Origin of the sequence: Chondromyces apiculatus DSM 436, from assembly GCF_000601485.1 — a bacterium.
Classification (GTDB): Bacteria; Myxococcota_A; Polyangia; order Polyangiales; family Polyangiaceae; genus Chondromyces; species Chondromyces apiculatus.
Window position 1 is genome coordinate 174,562 of the sequence record NZ_ASRX01000016.1, and the last position, 19,109, is coordinate 193,670.

Genomic DNA, 19,109 nt, shown 5'->3' on the forward strand with positions numbered 1-19,109 from the left:
ATGCCTCGACACAGCCTCACCTTCGAGCCCGGTCACCGCTTCGAGGGCCGGTACGAGATCATCGCCCTGCTCGGGGAGGGCGGGTTCGGCACGGTCTTCAAGGCGCGCCAGGACACCACGGGGCAGCCCGTGGCCCTGAAGATCATGCGCCGGGGAGAGCAGGGAGACGCGGCGCGCCGGGAGCGGCGGGTGGCCCGCTTTCTCCGGGAGGCCGAGCTGTGCGCGCAGATCCACCACCCGAACACCGTCCAGCTCCTCGACGTGGGGAGGACCCAGGACGGGCTCCTCTACACGGTGTTCGCGTTCGCGCCTGGCGAGACCCTGGCCGAGCTGCTGGCGCGGGAAGGGAGGCTCGCCCCTCGCGAAGCGCAGCACCTCATGCTCCAGGTGCTCGACGCGCTCGCCTGCGCCCACACCCAGGGCGTGGTGCACCGGGACCTCAAGCCGAGCAACATCATGATCATCCCGTCGGGCGCCCGCCGGAACGCGGTGGTGCTGGACTTCGGGATCAGCGTCATGGCGGAGGAGGGCCCCGAGGAGCAGCGCAAGCGCCTCACCGCGAGCGACGAGACGGTGGGCACGCCGGGGTACGCGGCGCCGGAGCAGCTCCGCGGGCTCGACACGTCGCACCGCGCCGACCTGTTCTCCTGGGGGCTGGTCTTCCTGGAGTGCCTCACGGGCCAGCCGGTGTACCGGGGGAGGTCCGCCGCCGAGATCCTCTACCAGCAGCTCAGCCCCGAGCCGGTGCCGCTGCCGGCGGTGCTCGATGCGCACCCGATCGGGCGGATGCTGCGCCGGGTGACCCGCAAGAACGAGGCGGAGCGGGAAGGCACTGCCGCGTCGCTGTTCCAGGAGCTGGACGCCTGCGATCTGCGCGGGGTCTCGTACGAGGCGCTGATCCTGGGCGACGTGCCGCTCGCGGGCATGGAGGGCTGGAGGGGCACGGGGAGCGGGGCGGGCGATACGGGCGGCGGCCCCGCGACCGAGATCGCCTCGCGCCTCGCCCACCTGGAAGGTGAGCAGCGCCAGGTGACCGCGGTCTGCTGCGTGTTCTCGCCGCGCGCCGACGCCCCGCACACGCTGGACGTGGAGGAGATCGACGAGCGCCTCCGGGCCGCCCTGCTCGGCGCGACGGAGCTGGCCGTCCGGATGCGGGCCCTGGTCGCCGCGGCGCTCGGCGACAGGCTCCTGCTCTACTTCGGGTATCCGCGTGCCGCCGAGGACGACGCCATCCGCGCCGCGCACGCCGCCCTCGCCATCCAGGAGGAGAGCGCCCGGAGCGTCGGCCCCAATGGCGCTCGGGTGGAGGTGCAGGTCGGCATTCACACCGGCATCCTGGTCGCGGGGCGCGGGGCGGTCGGCGGTGGGATCGGGGTGGGGACCACGGCGGCGATCGCGGAGCGGCTGGCGCGGCGCGCGCGGCCGGGCAGCCCGCTGGTCTCCGCGGACGCGCAGCAGCTCCTCCGGGCGACGTTCACGCTGGAGGTGAGCGCCGCGGAGACCCGGGAAGCCGCAGCGCAGGCCCCGCGCGACGGGCTCGCCGCGGTGGGAGGGCTCGTCACCGCGGAAGACCCGGGGACGCTCGACGACCTCGTCGCCTCGCGCGAGGTCTTCCTCCTGGCGCGCTCCCGCGGCGACATCACCACCGGGGGCACCCCCGAGGGCCCGAAGGCCCCTCTCGTCGGCAGGGATCAAGAGGTGGAGCTCTTGCTCGAACGCTTCCGCCGGGCCCGCGCCGGCAGCGGTCAGTGCAGCCTGATCACGGGTGAGCCCGGGATCGGCAAGACCCGCCTGGTGCGCGAGCTGCGCGAGCGGCTGCGCGGCGAGGCGCTCACCTTCCTCGAAGCGCGCTGCTCGCCCGACGCCCAGAACAGCGCCCTCTACCCGTTCATCGAGCTGCTCGGGCGCGCGTTCGGCCTCGATCCGGAGGCCCAGCCGGGCGCGAAGATCGCGCGCGTCGAGGTCGAGCTGACCCGGCACGGCTTCACCCTGACCGAGGTGATGCCGCTCTTCCTGCCGCTGCTCTCGCTGCCCCTCGAAGCGCCCTATGCGCCGCTCGTCCTCGCCCCGCAGCGCCTGAAGGAGCTGACGCACAATGCGGTGCTCGCCCTCTTCGCCTCCATGGCGGAGGAGCGGCCGCTCGTGCTGCTGGTGGAGGACCTGCACTGGGCCGACCCCTCCACCATCGAGCTGCTCAAGCAGCTCGTCCAGGAGGTGCCCTCGGGCCAGTACTGCGTCCTGCTCACGGCGCGGCCCGAGTTCTCGCCGTCGTTCGCCACCATCGGGCTGCTCCAGCTCCACCTGAACCGGCTCGGGCAGGGGGAGATCGAGGCGCTCGTCCAGGGGCTGCTCGGCCACAAGCCGCTGCCCCCGGAGGTGATGCATCAGGTGGTGGGCCGCACGGACGGGGTGCCGCTCTTCGTGGAGGAGCTGACCCGGATGATGGTGGACTCCGGGGCGCTCGTGGAGCGCGCCGACCGCTACGACCTGTCGCGCCCCCTCTCGGAGGTGGAGGTGCCGAACACCCTGCGCGCGCTGCTCACGGTGCGCCTCGACCTGCTGGGGAGCGCCAAGGAGACGGCCCAGCTCGCGGCGGCCCTCGGCCGCGAGTTCGGGGTGGAGCTGCTCACGGCGGCGAGCCGCTCGGCTGCGGAGACCGTGCGGGAGGACCTCGACGCCCTCGCGCGCGCCGGAGTCCTCTCGCGCAAGCACCGCCCGAAGGAGCAGGCCTACACCTTCAAGCACGCGCTGATGCGGGACGCCGCCTACGAGTCGCTCTCCCGCGAGGCGCGCAAGAAGGTGCATGGGCACATCGCGCGGACGCTGGAGTCCCGGTTTCCGGCGATCGTGGAGGCCCGCCCCGACCTCCTCGCCCGCCACCACGCCGCGGCGGACCAGAAGAAGGAAGCGATCGCCTACGCCCAGCGCGCGACCCAGGGCGCGCTCCACCGCTCGGCCTACCTCGAAGCGATCCGCTCCGGCCAGGAGGCGCTCGGGTGGATCTCCGCCATCGAGGGCGAGGTGGAGCGGAGCGAGGTCGAGCTGTCCCTGTGCAGCCAGCTAACCTTCGCGATGCTCGCGCATGGCGGCGTCGGTGCCCCGGATCTGGCGCGCACCGCGCAGCGCTCCCTGGAGCTGGTGGACAGCCTCGGTGACAGCGCCGACGCCGCGCCCACCCTGTGGCGGCTGCTTCTTTATTACCTGCACGTCCGGCCGCAGACGGCGAGGGCCGTCGCCGAGAGGCTGCTCGCGCGGGCGCAGCGCCGGGGGGACGTGGGCGAGGAGGTGGCCGTGCTGCCCCTCCTCGGCCAGTGCCTCTGGCTGGAGGGGCGCTTCCCCGAGGCGCGCGTGCACCTGGAGCGCGCCCTCGCTCTCTACGACCCCGCGGCGCACCGGCAGAGCGCGTTCACGTACGGCATCGACTCCCGGGTCTGCGCCCACGTGATCCTGTCGCTGCTGCTCTGGTTCATGGGCTACCCGGACCAGGCGCTGGCGCAGGCCGAGGCCGCCGTGGCGTGGGCGCGGGAGCTGGACCACCCGATCTGCATCGGCAACGCCCTGCTCTTCCTGGGCGGCATCCACCACTACCGGGAGGAGCGCGAGGCCGCCGCGGAGGCGGCCCAGGAGGGCGCCGCGCTCGCCAGGCGGTACGGGATGGAGTCGGTCGGCGTGTTCTGCGGCATCCTCCACGCCTGGGCGACCGGCGATCTCGCCGAGGGCCAGAAGTGCCTCGCGTCCCTGCGCAGGTCCGGCGAGCAGCTCTGCATGACCTACTGGGCCGCCCTCATCGCGGACGTGGAGGCCCGGCGAGGCAACCACGACGCGGCGCTGGAGATCCTCGGGGCGTGCCGCGAGCGCGCCGAGCAGAGCGGCGAGGTCTATTACCTCCCGGAGATCCACCGGCTGGAGGCCGCGAGCCACGGCGCGAAGGGGGATGAGGTTCAGGCCGAGGCGCACCTGCGCGAGGCGCTCCGCATCGCTCGGGCCCAGGGGGCGCGCGTGCCGGAGCTGCGGGCGAGCCTGGCGCTGGGGAGCCTCCTCGAACGGCGCGGCGCGCGCGGCGAGGCGCAGGCGCTGGTGCGGCCTGCCCACGGGTGGTTCACCGAGGGGCTCGACGCGCCGGAGATGGTGCAGGCCCGGATCCTGCTTGCGAGCCCTGCCGACGCGCCGGAGGCCGCGGAGCGTCTGGAGCCTTCGCCCGGCTGAAGGCTCCCTGGCCGAGCCAAGAGAGAGAGGACCCATGGTCGATCAAGACCCGGACGACGTGAGAAAGAAGAAGGACACCAGCGCCAGCGACGAGATGGACCAGCTCAAGGAGTGGCACTTCCTCTGGATCGAGGCGGTCGCCAAGTCGTGGAGCGACCCTGCCTACCGGAGCAAGCTGCTCGCGAACCCGAACAGGTACCTCGACATCCACGCGCTGCTGGGCTCGGAGGTGACCCTGACCCTGAAGGATGGCGACCCGTCTTCCGACGCCTGGCGCGGGAGCTTCTGGCTCTTGCCCTACACCGAGGTGACCTTGATGCTGCCGGTGCCCCCGGCCACGGGCGCGGCCTGGGGATACGCGATGGCCGCGTACGAGGCGCAGATCGTCGGCGCCTCCACCACCCTCGCAGGCAGGCCCCCGCCGGGGGGCGGCGGGGGGTCCAACGTCCACACCTCCAACCTCTCCCTGGGCGGCGAGGGGACGCTCGTGGCGTTCGACCAGATGGTGCGCTGGATCCACGTCTGGCCTCAGGCCGTCGCCCTCGCGTGGCACGACGCGGCCTTCAAGGAGCACCTTCTGAGTGACCCGGTCCTGGCGCTCTGGAATGCGTTCAACTTCCAGTTCCCCGGCGGCGTGCTCCTGCGCGTCCAGGATGTCCCCGCGGGAGCGCCCTACGGCACCTGGGACGGGACGAAGGGGCGCTGGACCTTGCCCCCCATCGCCCTGACCTTGATCCTCCCCCCGCCTCCCGAGAGCGGCTCGGAGCAGGCCATGGCGCTCGGTGCGTACGCCTCGTCGGGCAGGACGCATCCCTTCACCCTCTGCTGCTGCTAGGAAGGCCGCGCGGCGGATCCTCTCCGCGTGCTTCAGGGCGCGGAGAGGGTCATTTTCCCGGCGGGACGTGGAGCCCGAAGAGGCGGGCGGCGTTGCCCGAGAGCACCTTGGCGAGCGCGTCGCGGCCGAGGACCTCCCGGAGCGCGAGCATCTTCCCCACGCCGTCGGTGTCGTGATCCACGTGGGGAAAGTCGGTGCCGAAGAGCAGGTGACCCTCGCCGAGGTGGCGCAAGGTCTCCGCGAGGAGCGGCTCGGTGGGGTCGGCGGAGGCGAAGCACTGCCGCCGGAAGTAGGCGGAGGGCTGCATCTTCACGTGCTCCTCCACCTCGCCCGCGAGGTTTTCGTACTCGACCACGTCGAGGCGGTGGAGCCAGGAGGGCAGCCACCCGCACCCCGCTTCGAGGAACCCCACCCGCAGGGTCGGGTGCCGTTCGAGGACGCCCCCCTCGATCAGCGCGAGCAGGGCCATCATCTGCTCCATGGGGTGCGAGCAGGCGTGGAGGGCGAAGCGGCTCTCGAAGCGGTCCGCGCCGGCGGTGGGCAGGCGCGCGTGGGTGCCCTCGTGGATGGCGACGCCCACCTGAAGCTCGGCGCAGGCGGCCCAGAAGGGCTCGTAGGCGGGGTCGCTGAGGCGCCTGCCGTGCACCGGGTTGGGCCGGAGCACCACCGCGCTCCAGCCGCACGCGACGACGCGCCGCAGCTCCTCCACCATCTGTCCGGGGGCGTGGAGGTTCACCACGCCGACGCCGCGGAGCCGCTCGGGATCGGGCGCGCAGAAGTCGCGCAGCCAGTCGTTGTAGGCGCGCGCGAGGGCGCCCGCGAGCGCGGGGTCGAGGCCGTCGATGCCGAGGAGGTACATCGCGAAGGTGGGGAAGAGCAGGGCCACGTCGATGCCCGAGGCGTCCATCGCCGCGAGCTGCGCCGCGGGGCTCGCGCCGGCCTCCATGTGGCCCGGGCGGCGCTGCCTGGCCAGGCTCAGGGCGATCTCGGCGCGCTCCGAGATCCCGCGCATGACGGGCTGCCCTTCGAGCATCAGCACGGGGGCCGGCGGGACCAGGCCGCGGGGGCCGAGGCGGGCGATGCGGGCGCCGAGCGGCTCGGTGGAGGGGGGAAGCTCCAGGGTGGGGGCGCGCGCCCGGAAGGCGGGCGGGAGGTACGCCTGCCACAGGTCCATGGGTTCGGTGACGTGCCGGTCGGCGTCGATGATCCAGAAACCGTCCCGCATGGGCGACTCCTTCAGAGGTACAGGGGCACGGGGTTGAGGTCCGCCTCGGCGCGGGGCTGCGCGAGCCACCCCATGGACACCGGCACGTCGTAGAGGCGCCCCGGCCCGAACCGCGGCCAGATGTGCCGCAGGCCCGGCACCACCACCTTGACCGCGCACAGGCCAAGATCGGGTCTGGTCTGGTCGAGCACCAGCACCTCCAGGCCGAGGGCGGAGGCGCGCGCGACGCACTGGAGGACCTCGTCGCGCAGGTCGCCGCGCAGGTCGCCGCGCAGGTCGCCGCGCAGGTCGCGCAGGTCGCGCAGGTCGCTGGTGAGGGGGTGCAGGTAGTCGCCGCGCTGCCGCTCGGGGAGGCCGTCGTGAGGGGCGAGGAACGAGGCGTCTTCCAGGGGAGCGTCGCCCCAGGGGGCAGGGGAGGGGTCGTCGGGGTCGAAGATCTGGTTCAGCTCCGTGAGCGCGCGCTGGATGCCGAGCCGCGCCTCGGCGTGGCACCCGAGCCCGATGCAGTGACGTCCCGTGCTCTCCGCGTGGGTCAGGGCCACGAAGGCGGGGACGCCGAGGTCGTTGGTCACGTCGAGCACCCGGAGGCGGTAGCCGAGCGCGCGGTAGTGGTCTTCGAGGTCCGTGAAGTACGGCTGGTCGAAGCTCGCCAGGTCCACGGCGGGGCGGCGGAGGCGGTTGTACCACCAGATCCCCACCGCATCGCGCTCGCAGAGCTCAAAGAAGGCCTGGAGGATGGCCTCTTCCAGGAAGTTGCCGGCAGCGTGGCCGTTCGGGTCGAGGGTGGTGAACCGCTCGGCGGGTGGGGCCGGCCAGTGGAGGTAGCAGGAGGTGGCGGGCAGGTAGCGGCGACGTCCGTGCGTCAGCGACCAGGCAGGCACCCAGTCGAGGAGCGCGGCTTCGTCGAAGGGGAGGGGGATGCGCCGGCGCGCGTCAGGGGTGGCGCGGTTGAGCGCGTCGCGGTGGCGGACCTGCGCTTCGCTGAAGTTGAGGAGGGCGCGGGGGTCCACGGCGTCGTCGCCGAGGTCGGCGAGGCGGGCGCGGATGCGGGGCTCGTCGCCCTGGAAGATGCAGCTATGGCGCTCGATGGCCTCGCAGAGTGCGCCGGCGCGCGACTGCGCTGCGGTGCGGCCTTTGCCGAGGGCGGGGCGGCTGAAGTCGTCGGCGCCAGGGGCGCTGTCGGGGAGGGGGCAGGTGAAGTACGAGGAAGCGAAGACGGGGCGGAGGGGGTGGTCGCGGCCGGGCAAGGGGCCGACGCTGTGCACGACGCCGGTGATGGGGCTGATGAGGTGCCGGTAGCGCGCGAAGGTCTCCTCGGGGGTGACGGCGCGGTAGCCGCCGTCGTCGGTGAAGGAGGTGGGCCGCGCGGTGAGGGTGAGGGGCTCCTCGGCGCGCCGGGCGAGGAGGTCGGGGGTGCCGCAGGCGGGGCACTGGGGGCGGCGGGTGACGGGGTGCTCTTCCAGGGAGAGGCGCGCGTGGTCCAGGGTGAGGAGCCTGGCGTCGAGGGAGGCGTCGGTGCCGCGCACGATCCAGCGCGCCAGGGCGAGGGCGGCGTGGTCCGCGGCGGCGCGGAGGCTGGTGGGGAGGGCGGCGCGTGGCGGTGGGCGCGGGGAGCCGTGGCCTTGCTGGCGCGCCAGGAACATCTCCACGGGGCGGTTCTGGCGGAGGCGGTGGGCGAGGCACTCCCAGCACGGCCCCTCGCCGGGCTGGAAGAGGGGGCCCATCCAGGCGACGGTGCCCGAGGGTTTGACGATCATCCAGCGGAAGCGCTCCGCGAGGGCCCGCCGGTTCAGCGCCGCGAGGGTGTCGTCGAGGTAATCGCCGGCCGCGACCACGCGCAGCGGTGCGTCGTCTTCGAGGCGCACGCCGATGCCTTCGAGGGCGCGCGCGAGGGGGGCCGGGTCCTCGCCTCCCGCCGAGAGCACGGTCACGGGGTTCGCCTGGAGCCGCGCGGCAGCGAGGGCCGGGTCGACGCCCCACCCCTGCCAGAACGCGGCGGCCTCGGGGGGCAGGGGAGGGGCAGCCTCGGTGAGGTAGCCCTTCTGCTCCAGGGTGAGGAGCGCGTAGTACAGCTCGAAGGGAGAGGCCTGTCCGTCGAGGGCTTCGAGGATCTCGCGGTTGGTGCGGCGGCCGTCGAGGAGGGGCGCGATGAGGGCATTGCAGCGGCCTTCGAGCAGGACGTGCTGGTGCTCGCGCTCGCCTACGAGGAAGACGCGGGTGTCGCCCAGCGGCTCGACGTGCAGGTGCGGCTTGAAGCGGAGGGTTCGGTTCATGAGGCAGGCATGAGGCAGGGTGGAGGAGAGGCAGCGGCGCGATGATGAGGGAAGAGGCGGTGAGATTGGTCAGGGAAAGGACGGCCGCGGACGGGCGTGGTGCAAGCGCCGTGCAATGCCGCGCCTCGGGCGTGCGGGCGCGCTGCCGGCCAGAGGCGCGGTCCCTCGCGTCACCCGGTGAAGCGCGGTTGCAGCGGGTGACGCAGCGGGTGACGCAGCAGGGCTGCGTCCGAGGTGGTGTGGCGTCGCCGCAGGCGTGGCGGAGGGCGCATGCGCCTCCACGGAGAGGCGTGCGTGGCCTGGCATCTCACGTGCAATCGCGCTGGGCACCGGGGCGACGCGGAGAGCGCGGATCGCCTCGCATCGAATCTCTGGAGCGTGTGCTGCACGCACCGGAGCCGCGATCCATCGCCCACCTCAAGACGCAGAAGAGAGCGCCATGTCCACCATCTACAACGTGCTGATCGTCATCGATTGCGACTCCATCATGAGCGGGACCACCGATCCGGGTAAGGTGATCCAGATGTACGCCGATCCGTCGATCGTGCAGAAGGACGCGAACGGCAGCTCGACGCAGGGCTCGTACGAACTCAGTATCGAGGTGCAGAACCAGGACGTCATCCGGTGGTTCATGTTCCCGAAGGAGGTGAAGGCCAGCGACACCGATCAGGGCTACACGGCCATCGTGTCCAGCGACTACGCCTGGAACGACGCCAAGCTGCTCGCGAGCTGGACGGCCTACGACGGCCAGGGGACCATCCTGATCTACAAGCCCGATGCGCAGCCCCTGCCCTCCGGGACGACCGCCACGGTCGCCACGGTCGGCGATTACAAACCCTACATCCAGGCACAGGCCGTGCTCCCTGGGCGCCCGGACCCGGGGACCAACCAGCAGGAGGCCTACACGTTCTACGTGGACATCTACCAGGGCACCACGAAGGTGAAGACCTATAGCTGGGACCCCTTCGTGACCGTCACCCAGCCCGGGTAGGTCTGGCGTTCCCCAGTGCGCCGCGGGTTCGGACCCCGGCGCGTGTCACCCGGTGAAGCGCCGCTGCTGGAGGTGACGCCGGACCTCGCCGGGAGGGCTGTGGGGACCTTGCGTCACCCGGTGAAGCGCCGCTTCAGCAGGTGACGCAGCGGCAGGGATCGTGGGGCGCTCTGCGTCCGCTCCGGCGGTGCGGCGCGGCTCGGGGCGCGGTCGGCCGACCATGATCCTGCGCGTGATCTCGGGCGTCGAGGCGTCCTTGCGCGGCGCGCCTGCAGCGCGCGCCTGGTGGCACATCCGCTGCAATTCATCGCGGGCGAGGGCGGGGGCAACGACGACGGCGTCAGCGCCGTCTGCTGCACAGGGGCCACGATGACAATCTCCACCACCAGCGATCTCGTCCGCGGAAACAGGCTCAAGGTGTCGGCGTGGGTGGGGCCTTACCCCGAGTTCTTCGAGCTGCCGAGGGTCAGGGAGGACGCGGCGCCTCCCCAGGGCCGCGATCAGGCGACGGGCGCCGCGTACGTGAGCGATGGCCAGGCGCTGCCTTCTCTGGGAGCGCTCGCGCCGCTGGGGGGCTGGGCGTCCGTCGCCACGCTGCTTCTGAAGAAGACGCAGGAGATGACGGGGTTCGATCCGGTCAGCACCGTGTACGACGTCATGGCGTGGAGCAGCTACCTGCGGAAGCTCGCGAGCATGCCGTTCCTCCGGGTGGCGGGGCGCAACACGCGCGAGCGGATGCTCCCGCTGCACGCCAGCATGGCGGCCGTCCGGGAGGCGTTCGAGGCGATGTGCGCGAGGTTCTCCGTGCCCACGCGCGACGCGATCATGGCCTCCGTGGGCGGGACGCTGGCACTGGCAGAGAAGAACCCGGCGGGGATGCAGAAGACCAACCACCAGATGGTGGCGGCGATCGTCGAGGAAGCGGGGCGCGTGCAGATCGTGCAGCTCTGGACGTCGGTGTCGCTGGCGCTCGGTGAGGAGAACCTCTACCGGCCGCTGCCACGGGCCATGAGCCTGCGCTGCTCGGTGAGAACCCTCGACACCCTGAAGTGCCTCCGGCATGCCGAGACGCTCCGCCGGTGGAGCGCCCTGCCCGTGGAGGCGTGGGTGAAGGCCGTGAACAGCACGCCGGAGCTGGCGCGGGAATGAACGCGCGCTTAAGGCGTTCTCGGGAGTGCTCTGTGCACCACAGGGCCGGGGCCCCACGCCGGCTCCCCACCATTGACGCGACGTTCCTGCACCGCATTTGCGCCGCGTTTCACGATCCTGCCTGTAATCCGCTGTACCTACAGCGGCACCCCACCCCACCCTGCGGCATCCTGCCGCACCACCGCGGCACTTTGACGCTTGTGGCGGAGGACGTACCGCCATAACTCGCCCCTGAGCGTTAGGCCCGACTACGCTCCACTCCACCCATGGCGCGGTACATATTCCCACGCTGGGCCAACAAGGTCCTCCCGCTTTCCCTGGTCTTCGGGGTGCTGCCGCTTGGCGCGGCTGTCACCGGGGGCCTCTGGTACTACGGTACGAACAAGCACGTCGAGGTTGGCTACCAGCCGAAACAGCCCGTCGATTACTCGCACAAGCTACACGCGGGTGATCTCGGGATGGATTGCCGGTACTGCCACAACACCGTCGAGCGGTCCGAGGAGGCTGCCATCCCACCCACCGAGACGTGCATGAACTGCCACTCGAAGGTGCGGACGCAGAGCCCGAAGCTCCTGCCCGTGCGCGAGAGCTGGGCGAACGACACTCCCATCCCCTGGGTGCGTGTCCACAACCTCGCCGACTACGTCTACTTCGACCACAGCGCTCACCTCTCGGCGGGCGTCGGTTGTGTGACCTGCCACGGTCGCGTCGACCAGATGGCCGAGGTCCGACAGGTCGAGCCGCTGTCGATGAGCTGGTGCCTCGATTGCCACCGCAATCCTGGCCCCAACCTTCGCGATCCCAAGGACATCACGCGCATGGACCTGCCGGCCTTGGCGCACGTCACGGCGGCGCCCGCGAAGCTCGCTGGCGGCGGCGCTGCGAACGCGCCCGTCGCTGCCGAAGGGCCGGCGCCGCACGGCAACCCCGTCGCGCACACCACCGACGGCAGGCCCGTCAACCCTCCGCTGCACTGCTCCGGGTGCCACCGATGAAACGAGTCCCTCTTCCTCTCGCTCCCGAGGATCCGAACGCAAAGCGCTGGTGGCGCAGCCTCGGTGAGCATGCCGGCTCCCCCGAATTCAAGGAGAGCCTCCCCGCCGAGTTCCCGCCTGGCGCGGCGCTCCCGCCCGAGGGCGAGGGACGGCGCCAGTTCCTCACGGTGATGGGCGCCTCGGCGGCGATCGCGACGCTCGCCGGGTGCCGCCGCCCGGAGGAGCACATCATGCCCTACACCCGCCGGCCCGAAGAGGTCGTCGAGGGCAACCCGCTCTACTTCGCCACGACGTTTCCCTTCCAGGGCACGGCGTACGGGCTTCTCGTGGAGAGCCACGAGGGGCGGCCCACGAAGGTCGAGGGCAACCCGCAGCACCCCGAGAGCCTCGGGACGACGACGCTCTGGAGCCAGGCGTTCATCCTGGATCTCTACGATCCCGACCGCACCAATAGCCCGCGGAACAAGGGCCAGACCAAGACCTGGGCCGAGGCGAGCGACTTCCTGCGCGCCGAGGGCGAGCGCCTCAAGGCGCAGCAGGGCAAGGGCCTGGTGGTCCTCACCGAGTCGCACCGCTCCCCGAGCCTGGCGGCGCAGCTCCGGGCGCTGCGCGAGGCGCTCCCCCAGGCGAAGGTGGTCCGGTACGAGCCGTTCTCGTCCGACAACGCGCACGAGGGTGAGCGGCTGGCCTTCGGCCGACCCCTGTCGATGTCGCTCGACCTCGCCAAGGCGAAGACCATCGTCACGCTCGACGCGGACGTGCTCTCGTCCGACGGCAGCACCGTGCGCCAGGCGCGCGGGTTCGTCGCCGGCCGTGACGTGGACAAGGGCGTGGAGCCGAACCGGCTCTACGTGATCGAGAGCCACCTCTCGACGACGGGCGGCTCCGCAGACCACCGCCTCCGCATCCAGAGCCGGCAGGTGCCGGCCTTCGCCTTCGCGCTCGCCGCGGAGCTCGGGAAGCTCGGGGTGGACCTGGGCGCCGGCGTCGCCGCCGCGGCCGAGCCCAAGGGGCAGGGCCTGAGCGAGAAGGCCAAGCGCTTCGTGGTGGCCATCGCCAAGGAGCTGGCCGGGAACCGTGGCCGCGGTGTGGTCGTGGCGGGGCGCAAGCAGCCCGCCGAGGTTCACGCGGTCGCGCACCTGATCAACCAGGCGCTCGATGCGATCGGCGAAGGGAAGCCGGTGCGTTTCCACGCCGCCTTCGACGAGGACCGCGACGGCCCCACGGTGCTGACCGACCTCGCGGCCTCCATCGGCAAGAACGAGGTGGAGACGCTGCTCATCCTCGGCGGCAACCCCGTGTTCAACGCGCCGGCAGATGCCCGCTTCGCGGAGGCGATCGGCAAGGTGCGCACGAGCATCCACCTCTCCACGGTCATCGACGAGACCAGCGAGAAGACGACCTGGCACCTGAACCGCACCCACCTGCTCGAGGCCTGGGGCGACGCGCGCAGCGTGGATGGCACCCAGTCGATCGTCCAGCCCCTCATCGCTCCCCTCTTCGATGGCAAGAGCGAGCTTGAGGTTCTGGAGATGCTGCTCGGCGGCAACCGCAGCGGCTACGACATGGTGCGCGCCACCGCTCTCGGCAAGGCGGCCGACGCGGAGAAGGGCTGGCGCAAGGCGCTGCACGACGGGGTGTGGGCCGGGAGCGCCTCGCCCGTGGAGGCCGTGACGCCCGCGCCCGACGCGGTGGTCAAGGCGCTCGGCGCGTTCAAGGGTGTGTCGATGGATGGCCTGGAGGTGACCTTCCGGCCCGACGACCACGCCTACGACGGCCGCTTCGCCAACAACGCCTGGCTGCAGGAGCTGCCGGATCCCTCGGTCAAGCAGACCTGGGGCAACGCGGCAGGGCTCTCGTTCTCCACCGCGAACAAGCTCGGGGTGAAGGACGGCGACGTCATCACGGTGAGCGGCGCGGGCGGCTCGATCACCATCCCCGTGGCGATCATGCCGGGCCAGGCCGACGACTCGATCTCGCTCACCTTCGGCCAGGGCCGCAGGGCAGCGCTGCGCGTGGCGCACAAGGTCGGCGTCGACACGGGGCCCATCCGCCAGAGCGCCGGGTTCGACGTGGCGAGCGGCTTCTCGGCGCAGCGCACCGGCGGCTTCGTTCAGGCCGCGCGCACCCAGGAGCACTTCTCCATGGAGGGCCGCCCGGTGGCCCGCGAGGGCAGCTACGAGGAGTTCAAGAAGGACCCCACCTTCGCCAAGAAGGAAGCCCCGCGCCCGGAGCTGTTCAACCTCTGGACCTCGCCCGTGGTGGACCAGGGGCACGCCTGGGGCATGGCCATCGACCTCAACGCCTGCCTCGGCTGCAGCGCGTGCGTCACGGCCTGCCAGGCGGAGAACAACACCCCCGTGGTCGGGCCCGACGGCGTGACCCGCAGCCGCGAGATGCACTGGCTGCGCATCGATCGCTACTACGACGGGTCGCCGGACGAGCCGGAGACCATCTCGCAGCCGATGCTCTGCCAGCACTGCGAGAGCGCGCCGTGCGAGCAGGTGTGCCCGGTGGCGGCCACCACGCACAGCCCCGAGGGCCTGAACGACATGGCGTACAACCGCTGCATCGGCACCCGGTACTGCGCCAACAACTGCCCGTTCAAGGTCCGGCGCTTCAACTACTTCCACTACAACAAGGACCACGACGAGTTCCGGAAGCTCCAGTTCAACCCGGAAGTCACGGTCCGTTCGCGCGGCGTCATGGAGAAGTGCACCTTCTGCGTGCAGCGCATCAACCGGGCGAAGATCGAGGCGAAGCGCGACGGCAAGACCCGGGTCGAGGACGGCAAGATCGCGACCGCCTGCCAGGCCGCCTGCCCGACCCAGGCCATCACCTTCGGTGACCTGAACGACCCGAAGAGCGCGGTGTCCGAGCGGGCCGCAAGCGCTCGCGGCTACAAGCTGCTCGAGGACATCAACGTGAAACCCCGGATCACTTACCTCGCCCGGATTCGCAACCGGAACCCGGAGCTGGAGGGCGCATGAGCACGTCGGTCCCCATCTCCAACGAGAAGCCCGTCGCCGCGGTGAACACGGACGATCCGGTCGGCCGTCACCCCCTCGTCCTCGGTGGGCTCGGGTTCAAGAGCATCACCGATCGCGTCGCCGGCATCTCGCTCGGCAAGACGCCGAAGACGTGGCCCTTCGCGCTCGCGCTCGCCGTGAGCCTGCTCATGGTCCTCGGCGGGTCGCTCGGCTGGCTGGTCAGCCAGGGCGTCGGCGTCTGGGGCATGAACAGCACGATCGGGTGGGCCTGGGACATCACCGGGTTCGTGTTCTGGATCGGCATCGGCCACGCCGGGACCCTGATCAGCGCCATCCTCTACCTGTTCCGGCAGAAGTGGAGGACGAGCATCAACCGCGCCGCCGAGGCGATGACCATCTTCGCGGTGCTCGCGGCGCTGATTTACCCGGCGTTCCACGTCGGCCGCGTGTGGTTCGCGTACTGGATGCTGCCCATCCCCAACCAGATGGGCATGTGGCCGCAGATGAAGAGCCCCCTCCTCTGGGACGTCTTCGCGGTCTCGACGTACGCCACGGTGTCGGCGCTGTTCTGGTTCGTCGGCCTGGTGCCGGACTTCGCGACGCTGCGCGACCGCGCGGACACGAAGACCAAGCAGATCGTCTACGGCATCCTCTCGCTCGGCTGGCGCGGCTCGCACCGCGCGTGGCTGCACTACGAGCGCGCCTACCAGATCTTCGCCGGTCTGAGCACGCCGCTCGTGCTCAGCGTGCACACCATCGTGTCCTTCGACTTCGCGGTGTCGATCCTCCCCGGGTGGCACACCACGATCTTCCCGCCGTACTTCGTCGCGGGCGCGATCTTCAGCGGGTTCGCGATGGTCGTCACGCTGATGGTGGTCGCGCGGACGGCCCTCGGGCTGAAGCACCTCATCACGATGAGGCACCTCGAGAACATGAACAAGATCATCCTCGCGACCGGCACCATGGTCGGTTACGCGTACGGGATCGAGTTCTTCATGGCCTGGTACTCGGGCAACCCGTACGAGAGCTTCGCGCTGATGAACCGCGTCTTCGGCCCGTACGCCTGGGCGTACTGGACGATGGTGAGCTGCAACGTGCTCTTCCCGCAGCTCTTCTGGTTCAAGAAGATCCGCACCAGCATCCCGGCGATGTTCGCGATCTCGATCGTGGTCAACGTGGGCATGTGGTTCGAGCGCTTCGTCATCATCGTGACCAGCCTCCACCGCGACTACATCCCGTCGAGCTGGAGCTACTACCGGCCGTCGCTGGTCGACATGTCGACCTTCGTCGGCACCTTCGGCCTGTTCCTGACGCTGTTCCTGCTGTTCTGCCGCTTCGTGCCCGTCATCGCCATCGGCGAGGTGAAGGGCGTCCTGCCCGCGGCTGACCCGCACAACCCGCACGACGCGCACGACGCGCACGGCGAGAAGGCTGGGGTGGAGCACCATGGCTGATCAAGACGATCGCAAGTCCGACCCCGGGACCGCGAGCCCGGCCGAAGGCGCGAGCCCGGCCGAAGGCGCGACGAAGGACGAGGGCGCGACGAAGGACGAGGGCGCGAGCCCCGCGGAAGGCGCGACGAAGGACGAGCCCCGCGACGAGGCCAACGACGCGGCTCAGGACGCGGAGGTCGCCGCGGCCAAGGCGGCGATGGCCGAGATCCAGGCCGATGCCGCGGAGCAGCGCGCCGACATCGCCGAGGCCGAGGCGGCGAAGGCGCGCCTCGAGGCCGAGGCCAAGGCGGACGCGCCGTTCCCCGAGGCCGAGGCCGCCGAGCGGCAGGCCGAGGCCGCCGAGGAGAAGGCCGACGCGGCGATGCTCGAAGAGAAGATCGCGAAGGAGAAGGCGGAGGCCGCCAAGCGGGAGGCCGACGCTGCCGAGGAGGAGGCCGTGGCCAAGGGCAAGCAGGCCGGTGCCGACGCGGACGCTGGCAAGAAGAAGAAGAAGAAGAAGTCCCAGCGCCCGGCCGAAGAGAGCGTCGCTGCGGCGGCGACCCCGCTGCCGGCCGCCGCTCCCCGCGTCGTGGAGCACCACGACGAGCCGGAGCACGAGGCAGCGCCCGGCATCGTGGGCGCTCCCTACGCGCTGATGGGCTACTTCTTGACCCCGGCGGAGCTGTACCACGCCTGCGAGGCGCTCCGGGACGCGGGGTACGTCCACTTCGACGCGCACACGCCGTTCCCCGTGCACGGCCTGGAGAAGGCGATGGGGCTGCCGGCCTCGCGCCTGCCCTGGTTCGTGCTCGTCGGCGGCATCACCGGCCTGTCGAGCGCCATCGCGCTGGCCTGGTACACGCAGGGGTACGACTACCCGCTCAACATCAGCGGGAAGCTGCCGTTCTCGTACCAGATCTTCGTCCCCATCTTCTTCGAGCTGACCGTCCTCTTCTCGGCGCTCACCTGCTTCGTGGCGGTGTGGGCGTTCGGGAAGCTACCGACCTTCTCGCACCCGACCATGACCCACCCCGCGTTCCCCCGGGCCACCGACGATGCGTTCTTCATCAGCGTGGAAGCGCGCGATCCGAAGTACGACCTCGGCACCACCCGACGCCTCCTCGAAAAGCTCGGCGCGCACGAAGTGCTGGAGGTCGCCCAGTGATCCGTCTGGCCCTTCCCCTGACCCTCCTCCTCCTTGCCGGTTGCCGCGGGCAGCCCAGCGACAAGCCGCCGATACACATCTTCGGCGACATGGACTGGCAGCCCAAGGTGCAGCCCCAGGAGGCCTCCAACGTGTTCGAGGATGGGCGCGGCATGCGCCCGCTCGTGCCCGGCACCATCGCCCACGGCCACCTCGACGAGGACGACGCCTTCTACCGCGGGAAGCTCAATGGCAAGCACGTGCCGCTGGCGCCGGTGAAGGTGGATCAGGCGCTCCTCCAGCGCGGCCAGGAGCGGTTCAACATCTACTGCACCCCCTGCCACGACAAGACCGGCGGCGGCCGGGGTCTGGTCATCCAGCGCGGCTTCCCCCCGCCGGTCGACCTGGTCTCCGAGCGCGTCCGGCAGATGCCCGACGGTGAGATCTTCGACGTGATCACCAACGGCGTCCGCAACATGCCGCACTACCGCAAGCAGGTCCCCGTCGAGGACCGCTGGGCGATCGTGTCGTGGGTGCGCGTCCTCCAGCACAGCCAGTACGGCAAGCTCGAGGATGTCCCCGCCAACGAGCGCGGCAGCATCCTCCCCGAAGAGCAGGCCCCCGCCGACGCGGCCCCGAAGGAGGCCAAGTGATGGCAACGTCCCACGAAGTCTCCACGAAGCCCGACGCGATCAAGCTCGACGCGGAGAGCGCGAAGAAGCTCCAGGGCATCGCCATCGGCGTCGCTGTCGTCGGCGTGATCCTCGCCGCGGCGGGCTACGTCACCGACCCGCACCGGCTCGCGTTCTCGTACCTGACCGGCTTCCTCTGGATCACGACCATCGCCCTCGGCGGGCTGTTCTTCGTGATCATCCAGCACCTCACCAAGGCCGGCTGGTCGGTCGCGCCGCGGCGGCACATGGAGTGGCTCTCGGGGGCCCTGCCGGCCTGCGCCCTCCTGTTCCTGCCGATCGTGCTGTTCTCGCACGACATCTACCACCACTGGATGAGCGCCGAGGCGGCCCACGACGAGATCCTGCAGAAGAAGGCGGGGTACCTGAACCCGACGTTCTTCTACGTCCGCGCCGCGATCTACTTCGGCATCTGGATCTTCCTCGCGTCCTACTTCGCGGGCCGCTCGCGTGAGCAGGACAAGAGCGGCGATCGCAAGCTCACCGAGAAGATGCAGAACCTGGCGCCTCCCGCCACGCTGCTCTTCGGCCTGAGCATCACCTTCGCCGGTTTCGACTGGCTGATGAGCCTCGACCCGCACTGGTACTCGACGATCTTCGGCGTGTACGTGTTCGCGGGGGCGGCGGTGAGTTCGCTCTCGATGCTGGCGCTCATCAACATCGGGCTGCAGCGCGCCGGGCTGCTCCACAAGATCAGCAACGTCGAGCACCGCCACGACATCGGCAAGCTGCTCTTCGGGTTCATCGTCTTCTGGGCGTACATCGGCTTCTCCCAGTTCATCTTGATCTGGTACGCCAACATCCCCGAGGAGACGCTTTTCTACCGTCACCGGTGGGAAGGAAACTGGAAGGTCGTGAGCATGGTGCTCCTCTTCGGGCACTTTGTGATTCCGTTCCTCGTCCTCCTGTCCCGGCATGCAAAGAGGCACTACACCGTGCTTGGCGGTGCCGCCGTGTGGATGCTGGTGATGCACTACCTCGACCTCTACTGGCTGGTGATGCCGACCCTGGACCACCACGGCGCGCACTTTAGCTGGATCGATCTCGGCGGCCTCCTGGCCCCCGTGGGCGTCGCCGCAGTCTTGATCGCTCGCCTCGCGGCGAGCGGCCACCTCTACCCGATCAAGGACCCGCGCCTCCCCGAGGCGGCCGCGGTCCAGAACATCTGAGGATGGG

13 protein-coding genes are annotated in these 19,109 nt (G+C 70.7%); 10 read left to right on the forward strand and 3 right to left on the reverse strand.

Annotated features, from left to right (window positions below; genetic code table 11):
* Both CAP_RS12360 and CAP_RS47930 read left to right on the forward strand, forming a co-directional pair.
* Complete coding sequence (locus tag CAP_RS12360) at positions 1-4,206, forward strand: TOMM system kinase/cyclase fusion protein (protein WP_044240137.1); 4,206 nt, start codon at positions 1-3, stop codon at positions 4,204-4,206.
* Positions 4,207-4,240: 34 nt separating this feature from the next.
* Positions 4,241-5,041, forward strand: a complete 801-nt coding sequence (locus tag CAP_RS47930; RefSeq protein WP_052374928.1) for a BMA_0021/BMA_0022 family TOMM bacteriocin — start codon at positions 4,241-4,243, stop codon at positions 5,039-5,041.
* 49 nt (positions 5,042-5,090) lie between these two features.
* Here the strand turns inward: CAP_RS47930 and CAP_RS12370 are convergent, their stop codons facing one another.
* Together CAP_RS12370 and CAP_RS12375 are read right to left on the reverse strand one after the other, a co-directional pair.
* Positions 5,091-6,266 (reverse strand): amidohydrolase family protein, encoded by a 1,176-nt coding sequence (locus CAP_RS12370; protein ID WP_044240139.1) that lies wholly within the window; start codon positions 6,264-6,266, stop codon positions 5,091-5,093.
* 11 nt (positions 6,267-6,277) lie between these two features.
* Positions 6,278-8,539, reverse strand: a complete 2,262-nt coding sequence (locus CAP_RS12375) for a TOMM precursor leader peptide-binding protein (RefSeq protein WP_044240141.1) — start codon at positions 8,537-8,539, stop codon at positions 6,278-6,280.
* 439 nt (positions 8,540-8,978) lie between these two features.
* On the opposite strand from CAP_RS12375, the gene CAP_RS12380 reads away from it, so the two are divergent.
* The gene (locus tag CAP_RS12380) at positions 8,979-9,530 is read left to right on the forward strand and encodes an AidA/PixA family protein (protein WP_044240143.1); all 552 of its coding nucleotides are present in this window, start codon (positions 8,979-8,981) and stop codon (positions 9,528-9,530) included.
* Between the two features lie 45 nt (positions 9,531-9,575).
* Here CAP_RS12380 and CAP_RS50280 read toward each other — a convergent pair whose 3' ends face one another.
* Complete coding sequence (locus CAP_RS50280; RefSeq protein ID WP_156040725.1) at positions 9,576-9,824, reverse strand: hypothetical protein; 249 nt, start codon at positions 9,822-9,824, stop codon at positions 9,576-9,578.
* A 75-nt stretch (positions 9,825-9,899) separates the two neighbouring features.
* Here CAP_RS50280 and CAP_RS12385 point away from each other — a divergent pair, with 75 nt between their 5' ends.
* The 7 genes from CAP_RS12385 to CAP_RS12420 all read left to right on the forward strand — a co-directional run bounded on the left by CAP_RS12385 (position 9,900) and on the right by CAP_RS12420 (position 19,102).
* Positions 9,900-10,679, forward strand: coding sequence for a hypothetical protein (locus CAP_RS12385; RefSeq protein WP_156040726.1), 780 nt, complete (start codon positions 9,900-9,902; stop codon positions 10,677-10,679).
* Positions 10,680-10,945: 266 nt separating this feature from the next.
* Positions 10,946-11,674: a cytochrome c3 family protein gene (locus CAP_RS12390; protein ID WP_044240150.1), complete on the forward strand. Its 729-nt coding sequence runs from the start codon at positions 10,946-10,948 to the stop codon at positions 11,672-11,674.
* Entirely contained in the window at positions 11,671-14,664 is a 2,994-nt protein-coding gene (locus CAP_RS12395) for a TAT-variant-translocated molybdopterin oxidoreductase (RefSeq protein WP_044240151.1), read from the forward strand. Before CAP_RS12390 ends, CAP_RS12395 begins: the two co-directional genes overlap by 4 nt.
* Positions 14,661-16,118, forward strand: a complete 1,458-nt coding sequence (nrfD, locus tag CAP_RS12400) for an NrfD/PsrC family molybdoenzyme membrane anchor subunit (RefSeq protein WP_044240152.1) — start codon at positions 14,661-14,663, stop codon at positions 16,116-16,118. The genes CAP_RS12395 and nrfD overlap by 4 nt, the downstream gene beginning before the upstream one ends.
* Entirely contained in the window at positions 16,111-17,262 is a 1,152-nt protein-coding gene (locus CAP_RS12410; RefSeq protein ID WP_231511377.1) for a DUF3341 domain-containing protein, read from the forward strand. The genes nrfD and CAP_RS12410 overlap by 8 nt, the downstream gene beginning before the upstream one ends.
* Positions 17,259-17,894 carry a c-type cytochrome gene (locus tag CAP_RS12415; protein ID WP_044240153.1) on the forward strand — a complete coding sequence of 212 codons (636 nt, stop codon included), beginning with the start codon at positions 17,259-17,261 and terminating at the stop codon, positions 17,892-17,894. Before CAP_RS12410 ends, CAP_RS12415 begins: the two co-directional genes overlap by 4 nt.
* Positions 17,894-19,102 (forward strand): hypothetical protein, encoded by a 1,209-nt coding sequence (locus CAP_RS12420; protein ID WP_044240154.1) that lies wholly within the window; start codon positions 17,894-17,896, stop codon positions 19,100-19,102. Before CAP_RS12415 ends, CAP_RS12420 begins: the two co-directional genes overlap by 1 nt.
* Positions 19,103-19,109: the final 7 nt, after the last annotated feature.

Coding starts and splice junctions, on each gene's coding strand:
- CAP_RS12385 (WP_156040726.1), top strand. CDS start 9,900: ATGACAATCTCCACCACCAGCGATCTCGTCCGCGGAAACAGGCTCAAG.
- nrfD (WP_044240152.1), top strand. CDS start 14,661: ATGAGCACGTCGGTCCCCATCTCCAACGAGAAGCCCGTCGCCGCGGTG.
- CAP_RS47930 (WP_052374928.1), top strand. CDS start 4,241: ATGGTCGATCAAGACCCGGACGACGTGAGAAAGAAGAAGGACACCAGC.
- CAP_RS50280 (WP_156040725.1), bottom strand. CDS start 9,824: ATGTGCCACCAGGCGCGCGCTGCAGGCGCGCCGCGCAAGGACGCCTCG.
- CAP_RS12370 (WP_044240139.1), bottom strand. CDS start 6,266: ATGCGGGACGGTTTCTGGATCATCGACGCCGACCGGCACGTCACCGAA.
- CAP_RS12395 (WP_044240151.1), top strand. CDS start 11,671: ATGAAACGAGTCCCTCTTCCTCTCGCTCCCGAGGATCCGAACGCAAAG.
- CAP_RS12360 (WP_044240137.1), top strand. CDS start 1: ATGCCTCGACACAGCCTCACCTTCGAGCCCGGTCACCGCTTCGAGGGC.
- CAP_RS12410 (WP_231511377.1), top strand. CDS start 16,111: ATGGCTGATCAAGACGATCGCAAGTCCGACCCCGGGACCGCGAGCCCG.
- CAP_RS12390 (WP_044240150.1), top strand. CDS start 10,946: ATGGCGCGGTACATATTCCCACGCTGGGCCAACAAGGTCCTCCCGCTT.
- CAP_RS12420 (WP_044240154.1), top strand. CDS start 17,894: ATGGCAACGTCCCACGAAGTCTCCACGAAGCCCGACGCGATCAAGCTC.
- CAP_RS12375 (WP_044240141.1), bottom strand. CDS start 8,539: ATGAACCGAACCCTCCGCTTCAAGCCGCACCTGCACGTCGAGCCGCTG.
- CAP_RS12380 (WP_044240143.1), top strand. CDS start 8,979: ATGTCCACCATCTACAACGTGCTGATCGTCATCGATTGCGACTCCATC.